At 49.4% G+C, this 13,829-nt stretch carries 13 protein-coding genes; 1 reads left to right on the forward strand and 12 read right to left on the reverse strand.

Going from position 1 to position 13,829, the window contains the following annotated elements; translation table 11 throughout:
- Positions 1-24 precede the first annotated feature (24 nt).
- The 12 genes from WC5_RS11205 to thpR all read right to left on the reverse strand — a co-directional run bounded on the left by WC5_RS11205 (position 25) and on the right by thpR (position 11,283).
- Positions 25-603 carry a fimbrial-like protein gene (locus tag WC5_RS11205; RefSeq protein WP_000716607.1) on the reverse strand — a complete coding sequence of 193 codons (579 nt, stop codon included), beginning with the start codon at positions 601-603 and terminating at the stop codon, positions 25-27.
- A 29-nt stretch (positions 604-632) separates the two neighbouring features.
- Positions 633-1,241 (reverse strand): fimbrial protein, encoded by a 609-nt coding sequence (locus tag WC5_RS11200; protein WP_000782895.1) that lies wholly within the window; start codon positions 1,239-1,241, stop codon positions 633-635.
- A 12-nt stretch (positions 1,242-1,253) separates the two neighbouring features.
- Positions 1,254-1,844: a fimbrial protein gene (locus tag WC5_RS11195; RefSeq protein WP_000823892.1), complete on the reverse strand. Its 591-nt coding sequence runs from the start codon at positions 1,842-1,844 to the stop codon at positions 1,254-1,256.
- A 22-nt stretch (positions 1,845-1,866) separates the two neighbouring features.
- Positions 1,867-4,452 carry an outer membrane usher protein gene (locus WC5_RS11190; protein WP_000973431.1) on the reverse strand — a complete coding sequence of 862 codons (2,586 nt, stop codon included), beginning with the start codon at positions 4,450-4,452 and terminating at the stop codon, positions 1,867-1,869.
- Positions 4,453-4,499: 47 nt separating this feature from the next.
- The gene (locus WC5_RS11185) at positions 4,500-5,228 is read right to left on the reverse strand and encodes a fimbrial chaperone (protein ID WP_000480007.1); all 729 of its coding nucleotides are present in this window, start codon (positions 5,226-5,228) and stop codon (positions 4,500-4,502) included.
- A 95-nt stretch (positions 5,229-5,323) separates the two neighbouring features.
- Positions 5,324-5,902: a fimbrial protein gene (locus WC5_RS11180; protein ID WP_001034994.1), complete on the reverse strand. Its 579-nt coding sequence runs from the start codon at positions 5,900-5,902 to the stop codon at positions 5,324-5,326.
- 602 nt (positions 5,903-6,504) lie between these two features.
- The gene (gene folK / locus WC5_RS11175) at positions 6,505-6,984 is read right to left on the reverse strand and encodes a 2-amino-4-hydroxy-6-hydroxymethyldihydropteridine diphosphokinase (RefSeq protein ID WP_000215159.1); all 480 of its coding nucleotides are present in this window, start codon (positions 6,982-6,984) and stop codon (positions 6,505-6,507) included.
- Positions 6,981-8,378: a polynucleotide adenylyltransferase PcnB gene (pcnB, locus tag WC5_RS11170; RefSeq protein ID WP_206748363.1), complete on the reverse strand. Its 1,398-nt coding sequence runs from the start codon at positions 8,376-8,378 to the stop codon at positions 6,981-6,983. Before pcnB ends, folK begins: the two co-directional genes overlap by 4 nt.
- Positions 8,379-8,437: 59 nt before the next feature.
- On the reverse strand, positions 8,438-9,334 hold the full coding sequence (gene gluQRS, locus WC5_RS11165) for a tRNA glutamyl-Q(34) synthetase GluQRS (RefSeq protein WP_032147816.1): 897 nt from the start codon (positions 9,332-9,334) through the stop codon (positions 8,438-8,440).
- 66 nt (positions 9,335-9,400) lie between these two features.
- Complete coding sequence (gene dksA / locus WC5_RS11160) at positions 9,401-9,856, reverse strand: RNA polymerase-binding protein DksA (protein WP_001155227.1); 456 nt, start codon at positions 9,854-9,856, stop codon at positions 9,401-9,403.
- A gap of 177 nt (positions 9,857-10,033) precedes the next feature.
- Complete coding sequence (sfsA, locus tag WC5_RS11155; protein ID WP_000672746.1) at positions 10,034-10,738, reverse strand: DNA/RNA nuclease SfsA; 705 nt, start codon at positions 10,736-10,738, stop codon at positions 10,034-10,036.
- A 14-nt stretch (positions 10,739-10,752) separates the two neighbouring features.
- A complete protein-coding gene (thpR, locus tag WC5_RS11150; RefSeq protein WP_001294673.1) occupies positions 10,753-11,283 on the reverse strand; it encodes an RNA 2',3'-cyclic phosphodiesterase in 531 nt (176 codons plus the stop codon).
- A 73-nt stretch (positions 11,284-11,356) separates the two neighbouring features.
- On the opposite strand from thpR, the gene hrpB reads away from it, so the two are divergent.
- Complete coding sequence (gene hrpB / locus WC5_RS11145; RefSeq protein ID WP_010351088.1) at positions 11,357-13,786, forward strand: ATP-dependent helicase HrpB; 2,430 nt, start codon at positions 11,357-11,359, stop codon at positions 13,784-13,786.
- Positions 13,787-13,829 lie beyond the last annotated feature (43 nt).

Raw genomic sequence — 13,829 nt, forward strand, 5'->3', positions numbered from 1 at the left:
TATTCTTCAATCCATTGAGTTGGTTTAGTTATAGCTCGCATCCACCAACACGCTCGTGGAAACTTTCCCGGCAGACACCGTTTGTAAGGCGTTAACTTGTTGCATCCTGGTGTAAAAGGTCCAGCTACTATTCACCAGTTTGTCAGCCGTTACGCTATAGATGGAGCGGGATTGTCCACCAGGCGACCAGACATTAAACATGTTGTTATGATCTACAGCTGAGAAAATCACAATACCGACATTTTCTGCTCCAACGGTTTCCTCATTTGGGAAAATTTGTTGCGAGCCAGCTGCAAATACACCGTTCTTGGGCATGAACTGGAGATGGAGTTGGGAAAGCGAATTTTCTCCCGGTGCAGTACAACCTTTCACTTTAATAGAAAAATCTTCACCGCCGTCAATATTTTGTTCTGCAGTCATACCACTGGTGAAATAATCCAGCTTCACTGTAGATAAGTTAATGATCCCGCCATTGCTAATTTCCAGCTCACAGGTGGCGCTGGTAATTGTCGCTAACATTTCAAGGGGTAATTCGGCGTGAAGAAGAGGGGCGGGGAACAACGCCCCCACCACCACAGCAACCGCAAGGCGGTGTTTTTTCATAATGTCCCTTATCACATTTAGCCAGTTTATTACTGGTAAGTAATGTTGAATACGGTTGGGGCGCTAAAGGTACCGGCAGTGATGTCTGTGTCTGCTTTACCTGTGTCTCTCACTAACGTTGCGTAAAGATCAACTAATCTATCTCCACCGGGTCTGGATATGGCATTTGTCAGATCCACCTCACCAGGGGTTGAGCTGTTGCAACCAAGAACAGGCCCTGTAGAAGGTGTATGAGTGAGACCAACTTTTACCGCGACGGCATTTGCTCCACCCGTTGCGGTTGAATTGCGGTTAGCAAAATAGCTGCCCGTACCGTTGTTATCACAAGAAAAACCTGCTGCAGGGGTAACGGAAATAAGTGCTTTTTTCCCCGGAATACCTGCGCAGCCTGTCAGTGAAATCTGGAACAGTTCTGACTTTGTTCCATTTTTAATGTCATCAGTATATATCGGGCCGGTAAAGGTAACCTGAGTGATTGGTGTGCCACCACCATTTTGCATTACTGCATTACAGGTACCGGTTTTTACATTCGTGGTTACGGTTAAATCAATGTTTTGTGTTGCCTGTACTGATGTTGACAGAAAACCGCCACAGGCCAGCACACTCAGTAAACATAACGGTAATGTTTTCATTTTCATGGTGTAGCCCTGTTATTCGTAGTTAAAATTAAAAGTTGCTTTCGCACTAAATGTACCGACACGAAGATCGCCCAACGTTGACGTGGTCGCCCGGAGTGCGACAGTCATGGGTACACCTGTTCCCTGGACGGTTGATGAACCAAATTCAGGCGCAGTCCAGGTTATTTTACTGGTGTTGTCATTGGGTTTAACAAAGGTATCGCCAGAGGTGCTTGTTCGTTTAAAACCCATACCAATATTCTTGGTTTTACCATCGCTAACATCGAGTGGAACGATTAAGTTTGAACCAGCTACAACGCTTTCTTGTGTCGAAATTGTTGTGCTGACAGCAGTTGTACTCTGGCAGTCCTTTGGTTTAAGGAAAAATGTTGCTTCTGAACCACTCTCTTTATTCTGGATCTTGTCTAACTCAATATCAGGAATAGTCAGGGTATAGCCCCCAGCGACATCACCAGTAAGTGTTCCACCACTGGCATTGGTTATTTCCATATTGCAGGTGGGTTCATTAATCTCGGCAATAAACTCCAGGTCTAATTCATTAGCCCAGGATGGCGCCGAAATCACCAGTGTGGCCAGGGCTAAATAAAGGTTTTTTCGTTTCATAGGATTTCCATATTGAACGACATTAATGTGCTCCAGATACCGTACACATTACGTTATCCAGCACGACAGTTCTCTTACCATCCTCTTCAACGAGAGGGGCTTGGTAAAAGGCTTTACAGGACTGTGGCTGCTGGGTTTTTACATCGACCCAACGAATGTTGAGCTCACCTTTTTCAGCAATACCGCGCACAAATACCTGATTTCCCTGGCCGACGCTCCCCAAAACGTTTCCTGTCTCATCAGTTACGTCAGCCGCAAAGGGAAGGATATTGCCGTCGCTACGACGCATATGGATAAGCGCAGAACGGCCCTGATCGGTTTCAAAACTGGTCAGAATAACGGCCCCGCTACGCGGAACAGTTTTCACACTGGTACTTTTCAGTTCGACATCGTTTTCAAGTCCTTCGATATCCAGTGACACTTCATTTTCACGATAAGCAGATGCGGATGAAGTGATGCCATAGCCCCAGTGGTCAACAGTATTTTGACCACCGTTTATTCGTGCTCCTTTCGCTCCCGGCGCTTTTACCAGGACCAGGGTATCGCTGTCGTTGAAGCTGTCGTTAGAAAACGTCAGGCCGCCTCTATGAAGCACAAAACCACCGTCGGTACTCAGGGATAGCTGACGGGAGTTATCACTGGTGGCTGAAGCAGAGCTGGATATCGTTCCCCATGGGGAATCGTAGCTAAAATAGCCACCAATAGTGCTCAGGTCGGCGCTTCGTTTATTCATGTTGTAGCCGGTATTGAGGCTGTAGCTGTAATTCTCATTACTGCCGTTGCTGCTGATATTCATGGTATGGTTGCCATTGAAATCACTGCTGACTCGGCTGTCGATATAACGGAAACCACTCTCCCGGCGCTTCCCGCCCAACAGTGTTTCAATTGGCAGGGTAATGCTCAGATACATGCTGTCGTCTTTTCTATTATTTTCGTCCCAGGTGCGCTGTACGCTGACGCTCCACGATCCCCAAGAATGTCCTTTGCTGTAACCCATACCATAGTTGGAACGACTACCTCTTCCTCCCCAGTAATCCATCCAACTTCCATTTAAGTAGAACGAACCGTAGTCCTCTTCGCCTACTTTTAAAGGTTGGTTAAGACTCACAGTGAATTGATTACGCAGACGTGAATATGTCTCCATAGTGGAATCGTCGCCTTTATCAAGATACTTTGCGTTATCCTGTAAGGTCAGAGCATCATTCAATCCCAGATAGTCGCTGGTGGAATAGCGATATGCGGCCAGGTTGAGAGACGTATTTGTCGGGGTGAATAATTTATTCCATGAAATACGGTAACTCTGCCCGGTATATGTGTTGTCATTTTCGACGATGGCTTTTGACTGCGTGACGTCGAACGAGAACGCACCCATGCTAGTGTTTACGCCTACACCCAGTAATAGCGCCAGATAATCACTATCGGTTATCTGAATACCGGTGTAACCGGTAAAGTAGTTGTTCAGACCGTAATAGAAACTTCCTTGAAGAAGATTGTAATCATCGCGTAGCGAGTCATTATCCACCTGACCACCGCTAATATCCCACCGACCAACGCCAGGGCGCAGCATTTGTGCAACTGACGAAAAGGGTTGGGTAAATGTGCGTTTTGAACCATCTGCTTCTTCAATGGTGACAACAAGATCGTTTCCGTAACCTGCTGGCGAGAGAGCATCAATAACGAAAGCACCCGCAGGCACCGTACTCTCATAAATTTTATAACTACCCTGAGTAACAGTTATTTTTGCGTTACTGTTTGCCACACCGCGAATTACGGGCGAAAAACCGTTCAATGATGGCGGTAACATCCTGTCATCGCTATAAAGTCGAACCCCTTTAATGGATACAGAGTCGAACGTCTCACCTGTCGTGTAGGTTTCGCCCAGAATTAATTGTGAACGGATGGCGGAGATGTCTCGCTGTAAATAGCGGTTTTGAAAATCGAAGCGGCTTTCGCCGTCATTTGTCCAGCTATAGTTTCCGTTAGTGCGCAGACGCCAGTTACCCAGATTAATACCCGCATTTAGCGCCGCATAAAATGACTGATTATCATCGCCATGATATGAGTTTTCCCAGCCGTTTAAGCGGTAAGAGAGCATTGCAGCAGTGACACCATCCTCCCATAAAGAGGGATCGACATAGCCCTGATAATTGGTTATTAGCCATGCCTGGGGGATCGTGAGATTAAATTGTTGTTCACCGACATCGAAATACTCATGTGCTTGTGGGATAGCGACACTAAGATTCAGACAATCGTCTTCAGGATTTTCACGTTTTTGCAGAATACCTTCGTTATCTTTTAATTCAGGCTGTTTTATATGTAAACGGGCCAGCATTTTATGAGAAATACACGCTGAAGCTACTTTACTTCCGGTATCGATAAACTCAATTTCCATACTACTGGCTGATATATCATTTACATATACGCGCGCGTTATATTTCCCTGGTAATACAGGATTACCTTCGGAATAACGAGAAAGATCGATGCCCGCAGCAGAAGAGCCCATAAGAAAATTAGCATCGTATTCAATGGATTCCGCAGCCACTGCGAATCCACTAAATGCACTAATGCAACAAAGGGCAATATGTTTCAACTTACAACGAATCATCATTCTCTTGTGCTCATGTACTGGCGCTCAGCCATTAAACGAAATAAAAATCAGAGCGACGCATTTCCCGTCACTGAACTACCAAAATCATTAATGGCGGCATAGGTTATTTTCGCACCGCTAATTGATGAGCTGAGTCCCTCAACATTAAATACAGCCTCGTTTTTCGGCGGTATCATTGAGGCCTTTACTGCATATTCTTTGCCATTTGCTTTCAATGTGACAGAAGCATAGGAAACGTGAAACTGAGTAGGGTTAGTGGCTTTAATTTTATTACCTTCCCAACGCCATTTAATGGCTGCAGGGGCAGAAAACGCATCACCGGTAAGTCCTGTCGGACGATAGAACAATTTAATACGTGTGCGGAATGCAAGCTGTAATATATTTTTATCAGCGACATCGGCTGCATTGGCTTTAGGGGGAATTTCCAGTACGTTAAACCAGAACACGCTTTCCCGATCTTTAGGCAGTTGTTGGCTACCGGTATAGGTGATGGTGATGGTCTGCCCGCGTTTGGGTTCAATACGAGATACTGGTGGCGTGGCATTAAAGGGTACCTGGATTGCTGATGGATCAGCATTATCATTGCCGGTATCTAACCAGGTCTGGACCAATAAAGGACGAGCTCCTTTATTTTCTAGTCGCGCAGTTACACTTTTGTCTTTTTCAGCGTAAATAATACGCGTACCATTGATAACAATATCGGCATGAGCTACTGGAGTAACCATCGCACAAAGTGTAGTCAATATTGCGATATTTAGTTTATGACTCAAAAACATTCATTTATCCCTTTATATATCTATCCCTTAAATGGGATGCCATGACGGCATCCCATAATGTTTTTTCCGCAGAAGCTTCTTAGGAAAAATGCGCCTTAGTTGTAGCTAATGATATAAGAGGTGTTTGCTTTAACGTGGCCCGCTGATACCGCCGCGCCAGCTTCGCTGGTTGCGTAAGAGGCTTTGTAAGTCCAGGTTGCAGATTTCTTATCGGAGCTGAGTGTTCCTGCAAATGCGCTGGAACTGTCGCCAATTTTAACTAACTGCAGAGCGCCGCCAGAGGCAACATTGTGCAGAGCGATGTCGACGTTTTTCGCCGCTTGATCAGTTTCAATATTGCTCAGGGTGCCCTGGGCTGTATTGTTGAACATAGAGTCAAAAGTCATACTGGTGCTGTTAAGGTCAACAGCGGTACCAGTGCAATCGAGTTTCATATCGATCTGCTTATTTTCACCATTGATAGCGGTTTGTTCAACGTTACCAACGTCAGCGATAGTGACTGTCTTCAGCATGACGTTATAGTCATAACCTTTCTCGTTGTTGATGATCATGGCACAGGTTCCTGTCGTTACCAGACCGCCAATATTAAGTTGCCCACCTTCTACACCTGCAGTAGCTGAGCCAGCAACAACGAAAGAGGCTGCCAGAGCGGCTGCTAAAATCTTCTTGTTCATTAATAATTCTCCATTGGGGATTTTATACGTAATTTCTTCAATGTTTATAGTTAGTTGCCTTCGAAGTTGCATTCCCTGGCGAAATAACTGCGGCAGAAGATACATGCTTATGTGAATTCTGTAAAATTGATGCGATGAATTGTAAATGGATAATACATTCGTTTTTAAGTTATTTATTTGTGGTGCGGATGATTCGTGGTGAGTTATCTATTTTTATTTACAGAAATGAACGGGAGTAAAGGGGGGGGATAATGAAAAAAAAGTCCCATCACGGCAGGTTGTACGCGACTAATTGAAGGTCGGATGGTTAAAGGAAATGTCGGATATGTCGACTGTGATACGAGCAGAAGGTATATATACCTATATATAATATCTATATTTTTTGTTTATTTAGAAATTTTAAAAAGTGATGTTAGAAATATTAACGTCACAAAAATGTTATTATAGATTAGCTGTGTTTTGCATCAACTTTCTGCACGAAATGTGCTCTCTATAGTAAAAATGCATGATTAGTTGATTGAAATTAACTAAATGGTAAATAACTTAACTTAAATTTGCATAAAATATAAATTTTATGAATGTTTGATTGGCTGGTATGATTATTACCAGCGTGGTAGCGAAGGAAAAGTAGTTTTCGTTAACAAGGCGTGCAACGACTCCCCATCAGGAAATACCACGTCAGGCGCAATCTCAAACAGCGGCCACAGCATAAAGCCACGATTTTTCATATCGTAGTGTGGAACGGTCAGGCGTTCGGTATTTATCACTTCATTACCAAACAGCATGATATCGAGATCCAGCGTGCGCGGTCCCCAACGTTCAGCTTTGCGGACGCGGCCTTGCTGCAATTCAATACGCTGTGTGTGATTGAGTAACTCTTCAGGTGCGAGAGTGGTTTCCAGCGCCACGGCAGCATTCAGATAATCAGGTTGATCCTGCGGACCCAGCGGCGGGGTGCGGTAAAACGAAGAAATGGCAAGAATGCGGCTTTCAGGGATATCGCCTAATGCTTTCACGGCAGCATTGACCTGCTCCAGCGGAGAGGCCAGATTGCTGCCTATGGCAATATATGCCACTGTCATGCGGTGCCCTCACGACGTGGTGCGCGTTTGCGTGGGCGGCGAGTACGACGACGAGCTGACGGTTCTTCATCCAGTTCGTTAAGCATCCCTTTTTGGTCTGGCGGCGCGGAAACCTGGAACTCACCCCACCATTTCACCAGACGTTGCAGTTCAGCGTTACGCTCAACTTCAGCTCGCAAGGCCAACAGGTCGTAAGCCGCACGGAACTTTGGATGCTCCAGCAGTTTCCATGCGCGTTTACCCTGACGACGGGACATACGCAACTGTAGCTGCCAGATATCGCGGGTTAAAGTCGTCAGACGTTTCGGGATCGCCAGTGAACGGCAGGCTTCGTCCAGCACATCGTTCATCGCCAGCGCGAAAGCGTCGTGATAGGTCAGGCCGCTTTCCTGGGCGATCTTCTGTGCTGTTTCCAGCAGTGGATACCAGAACATGGCGGCAAACAGGAACGCCGGGTTCACACGCATATCGTTATGGATACGCGTATCGGTATTCTTCAGAACCTGCTCAATGATCCGCTCCATCGGGCTGTCGCCATTTTCCGTGAAGTAACGGGTAATGGTCGGGAACAGCGGCTGGAACAGATGATATTCACACAGCAGTTTATAGGTTTCGTAACCGTAGCCCGCTTGTAGCAGCTTAAGAGACTCTTCAAACAGGCGCGCCGGAGGGATATCGTTCAGCAGGGTAGCGAGGCGAGGGATCGGTTCTGCGGTTTCCGGGCTGATGCGCATACCCAGTTTTGCTGCAAAACGTACCGCGCGCAGCATACGTACCGGATCTTCACGGTAGCGCGTTTCCGGGTTACCAATCAGACGGATAACACCGTCTTTCAGATCTTTCATGCCGCCAACGTAATCACGGACGGTAAAATCTGCGACGCTGTAATACAGGCTGTTGATAGTAAAATCGCGGCGCTGGGCGTCTTCTTCGATGGAACCGAAAATGTTGTCGCGCAGCAACATGCCATTTTGCCCGCGTTGGGAGGTCGTGCGGTCGCTGACGTTACCTTCGTGGTGTCCACGGAAGGTTGCGACTTCGATAATCTCCGGGCCAAACATCACATGAGCAAGACGGAAACGGCGACCCACCAGGCGGCAGTTACGGAATAGTTTACGCACCTGCTCAGGCGTGGCGTTGGTGGTCACGTCAAAATCTTTCGGCTTTTTGCCAAGTAACAGGTCGCGCACGCCGCCGCCAACCAGCCAGGCTTCGTATCCCGCTTTATTGAGCCTGTACATTACCTTCAGGGCATTTTCACTGATATCTTTGCGGGAGATAGCATGTTGCTCACGCGGGATCACCGTCACCTGGGGACGGGCGGCAGCCTGTTCAGCCTCGCTTTCCTCGCGGCTTAGCACCTTGCGGCAAAAATTAGCGACTCGGGTAAAAATAGTACACCTCGGTAGTGTCAAACATCATTCAGGACAAAAAAATAGCGGCTAATCATAGCTCAGCATGACGCATTTGAGAATGTTGAATTTACAATTGCCGACTCAGGTACGGCGGTCAGCGTCCAGTTTTTGACGGCTGACTGAAGGATTTGCTCGACGCTGAAATCCTGCCAGTGTGTTTCTGCCTGCTGACCCAGAAATTGAAGCGCGGCGATTAACACCGGGCGAGGATCGCCTTTCGGCAACGCAGGCGCATGATTCTGCTTGGAAAGTTTAGCGCCTTGTGCGTTAAGCGCCAGCGGCAAATGAATGTAATCTGGCACCTGCCAGCCAAAAAGCTGGTACAGCGAGATTTGCCGCACCGTCGGTTCAATCAAATCTGCGCCACGGACAATTTCTGTCACGCCCTGGAAGTGATCGTCAACCACCACTGCCAGGTTATAGGCGAACAAACCGTCACGGCGATGAATAATAAAATCTTCCCGCGCCAGTTTTTCGTCAGCGTGAATAATACCGCGCAGCTGATCGGTAAACTGGGTGACCGGATGCTGCTGGCGGATGCGTACTGCTGCGTTTTCTGGGGAATGATGTAATTCACGGCAATGACCGTCGTAAATACCGCCAATGCTGTGAATACGCGCACGCGTACAGGTGCAGTAATAACTTAGCCCTTGCTCACGTAACCAGGCGAGTGCTTCGCGATAGGCGTCATGACGTTGCGATTGCCAGAGAACATCGCCGTCCCAGTACAGACCGTAATGTTCCAGCTGGCGCAGGATTGTCTCTGCGGCACCGGGAACTTCACGAGGCGGGTCGATATCTTCAATGCGTACCAGCCAGCGACCTTGCCGGGCGCGTGCCTGTAGATAGCTACCAAGCGCGGCAATCAGAGAGCCAAAATGAAGCTCGCCGGAAGGAGAGGGGGCGAAGCGACCAATATAGTGTGTGTCTGTCATCTCGTTGAACAAAAAATAAGGCGGGAGCATTTCCCGCCTGTGGTAAACGTGATGGAACGGCTGTAATTAGCCAGCCATCTGTTTTTCGCGAATTTCAGCCAGCGTTTTGCAGTCGATGCACAGATCGGCTGTCGGGCGCGCTTCCAGACGACGAATACCAATTTCAACACCGCAGGATTCGCAGTAGCCGAAATCTTCGTCTTCCACTTTTTTCAGCGTCTTCTCGATCTTTTTGATCAGCTTACGCTCGCGATCGCGGTTACGCAGTTCGAGGCTGAACTCTTCTTCCTGGGCTGCACGGTCTACCGGGTCCGGGAAGTTGGCTGCTTCATCCTGCATATGTGTAACGGTGCGATCGACTTCATCCCTGAGTTGATTACGCCATGCTTCCAGAATACGACGGAAGTGCGCCAGCTGGGCTTCATTCATATACTCTTCGCCCGGCTTCTCCTGATATGGTTCCACCCCAGCGATGGCGAGAATACTCAGGGACGATGTTTTACGGTTTTGCCCTTCTTGCATGTTGCTTCTCCTTAACACGCACTATCGATCCCCATGTTCGGGGGAAAAATGAGGCCGCTATAAATAGCAGATGCTTTTCCGGATAGCAATTATCTAAACGTAACACTTGACAACTGTGTGAGGAAAAGCGTATTTGCGCACGCGACCAGAATGTAAATTAACCAGTTACTTACTTTACTACAATGTAACCGGCAGTGATTTTTTAAGAGCCATGCCTTCAGCAGAAAGTTCCGCTTTATAAGCCAGAATTTCTACCCCCTTCTGTTGAGCCTCTGACAATAGTTGCGCGTATTTCTCATCGATGTGGCGCGCGGGTGAAAACCGTGTAATGGCTGAATGCAGCACGGCAAAAAAAATCACTGCACGCTGACCTTCAGCTGCTACGCTCATCAACTCCCGAAGATGTTTCTGACCTCGTTCAGTGACTGCATCGGGAAAGTATCCCTGTTCATTTTCCGCTAACGTAACCGATTTCACTTCAATATAGCAGTCAGGTCGAAACCTCGCCTGTAACATGAAGTCAATACGACTGCGCTCGGCGCCGTATTTTACTTCGCTTTTCAGCGAGCTATAGCCTGACAGTTCCGAAATATCCCCATTGAGGATAGCCTCTTTCGTCAATCTGTTTGCCCAAAGTGTATTGACGCAAATAAATGCACCGCTTTGGCTTTGGGTCAATTCCCAGGTGTGTGGATATTTCCGTTTTGTGTTGTCGGAAGTGGAATACCAGACGGTATCGCCAGGCGTTGCACAACCGGTCATCGCACCTGTATTAGGGCAGTGTAGCGTTAATTCGCGGCCATCGGGTGTGATCACATCGGCTAAAAAGCGTTTATAACGCTGAACCAGCGTGGCGCGTTGTAGAGGGGGTGAAAATTTCATTGTGACAACCCTTGTTATTGCGTCAGTGTCCAGCGTTTTAGCGGCGTGTAGCGTGTGCGCCCACGGGCAAACGAGGAGGCGTAGAGGGTAAACTCCGTCACCGCATATGACCAGTTAAAACCAGGCTGCGGGATTGTCACCGCCTCGCTGGCGTCGCGCAATAAGGTGATATGCGGATGAAACGGTCGATTGCTTTGAAAACAACCACTGCGAGCGGCCTGCGAACGGAGCATATTTGCTAACTGGATTAAGCCGCGCGGTGGCTGGCGCATCCCTAACCACACCACGCGCGAACGCAGCCACTGACCGGCGTCATCAAGCGTCAGAGTGAAGCCCGGTTGACGAATACGTCCGGCTAAAAGAGAAAGCGCCTTCTCTTTCTCTGCGCTCACTTCGCCTAAAAACGCCAGCGTCAGATGCAAATTTTCGGCGGCAACCGGGCGCCCCGCTTCTGGCGGAAATTGTGCGGCACGCCAGTGGATAATCTGTTCGCGAATTTCTGCGGGTAAGTCGATGGCAAAGAACAGCCGTTGCGGTTCAGACATGTGAGGCACTCGGTTATGAATTACCGCGATGCTACAATGTGGCGCGAAGAATGTTAACCCTCAGGAGCGTTTTGTGTCGTCGTTGCCCGTTGCTGCCGTCTTACCTGAATTACTTGCTGCTCTCGATACCGCACCGCAGGTGTTATTAAGCGCGCCGACCGGAGCCGGGAAATCGACCAGGCTGCCGCTGCAACTGCTGGCGCATCCAGGCATTAACGGAAAAATTATCCTGCTGGAGCCACGGCGTCTGGCGGCACGTAACGTTGCGCAACGACTGGCGGAGCTGCTTAACGAAAAGCCTGGTGACACGGTTGGCTACCGGATGCGTGCGCAAAATTGCGTGGGGCCGAATACCCGACTGGAAGTCGTTACTGAAGGTGTACTGACGCGCATGATCCAACGCGATCCAGAACTAAGCGGCGTCGGTATGGTGATCCTTGATGAATTTCATGAACGCAGCTTGCAGGCTGATCTGGCGTTGGCGCTATTGCTGGACGTGCAACAAGGGCTGCGCGATGACTTAAAGCTGCTGATTATGTCGGCTACGCTGGATAATGACCGCTTACAGCAGATGCTGCCAGAAGCGCCGGTTGTTGTTTCTGAAGGACGTTCTTATCCGGTTGAACGCCGTTATTTGCCGCTGCCTGCTCATCAACGCTTTGACGAAGCCGTCGCGGTTGCTACCGCCGAATTGCTGCGTCAGGAAAGCGGATCATTACTGCTATTTTTACCCGGCGTCGGAGAAATTCAGCGCGTTCAGGAACAACTGGCTTCGCGCATCGGCAGTGATGTGTTGCTCTGCCCGCTGTATGGTGCGTTGTCGCTGAACGATCAGCGAAAAGCGATCCTCCCCGCACCACAAGGAATGCGCAAAGTGGTGCTGGCGACCAATATTGCTGAAACCAGTTTAACTATTGAAGGTATTCGTCTGGTGGTAGACAGCGCCCAGGAGCGTGTAGCGCGCTTTGATCCGCGCACGGGGCTTACGCGACTGATTACTCAACGCGTTAGTCAGGCATCAATGACGCAACGCGCCGGGCGTGCCGGGCGTCTGGAGCCGGGCATTTGTTTACATCTGATAGCCAAAGAACAGTCAGAACGCGCTGCCGCGCAAAGTGAACCGGAGATCTTACAAAGCGATCTCTCCGGTTTGCTGATGGAATTACTGCAATGGGGATGCAGCGATCCGGCGCAGATGAGCTGGCTGGATCAACCGCCAGCGGTGAATCTACAGGCGGCGAAACGTCTGTTACAAATGCTGGGGGCGCTGGACGGTGATCGGCTAAGCTCGAAAGGGCAGAACATGGCGACGCTGGGTAACGACCCGCGTTTAGCGGCAATGCTGGTGAGTGCGAATAGCGACGACGAAGCCGCGACCGCCGCAAAAATTGCCGCCATTCTCGAAGAGCCGCCACGGATGGGGAATAGCGATCTGGGTGTGGTGTTTTCGCGCAATCAACCGGCCTGGCAGCAACGCAGTCAGCAACTGTTAAAACGCTTAAATGTGCGTGGTGGCGAGGCAGACAGTTCGCTTATCGCGCCGCTTCTCGCCAGGGCGTTTGCCGATCGTATTGCTCGCCGCCGTGGGCAAGAGGGGCGCTATCAACTGGCGAACGGCATGGGAGCGATGCTGGACACCGATGATGCCTTAAGCCGCCATGAATGGCTGGTAGCGCCGTTATTATTGCAGGGCAGCTCCTCGCCGGATGCGCGAATTTTACTGGCGCTACCGGTCGATATTGATGAGTTAGTACAACGCTGCCCGCAGCTGCTATATCAATCTGACACCGTTGAATGGGACGATGTTCAAGGTACGTTGAAAGCCTGGCGTCGGCTGCAGATTGGTCAGCTCACAGTAAAAGTACAGCCGCTGGCGAAACCGTCGGAAGATGAATTACATCATGCAATGCTCAACGGTATTCGCGATAAAGGTCTAAGCGTACTTAACTGGACGCCGGAAGCGGAACAGCTACGTTTGCGTTTGCTGTGTGCTGCGAAGTGGCTACCGGAATATGACTGGCCAGCGGTTGATGAGGCAAATTTGCTGGCGACGCTGGAAACGTGGCTGCTGCCACATATGACCGGAGTGCATTCACTGCGAGGTCTGAAATCACTCGATATTTATCAGGCGCTGCGCGGATTACTTGATTGGGGAATGCAGCAACGGCTGGATAGTGAACTTCCTGCGCATTACACTGTGCCGACGGGAAGCCGGATCGCCATTCGTTATCATGAAGATAACCCCCCTGCGCTGGCGGTGAGAATGCAGGAGATGTTTGGCGAAGCCACCAATCCGACGATTGCCCAGGGGCGCGTGCCGTTGGTGCTGGAGCTGCTTTCACCCGCCCAAAGGCCGCTGCAAATCACGCGTGATTTAAGCGCCTTCTGGCAAGGGGCGTATCGCGAAGTGCAAAAAGAGATGAAGGGGCGTTATCCCAAACATGTCTGGCCGGACGACCCCGCCAACACCGCGCCGACGCGCCGGACGAAAAAGTATTCGTGAGGTTGGTTTTCTCCCTCTCCCTCAAGGGAGAGGGAACCGATCG

Origin of the sequence: Escherichia sp. KTE114 (assembly GCF_000407765.1) — a bacterium.
GTDB classification, from domain to species: Bacteria; Pseudomonadota; Gammaproteobacteria; order Enterobacterales; family Enterobacteriaceae; genus Escherichia; species Escherichia ruysiae.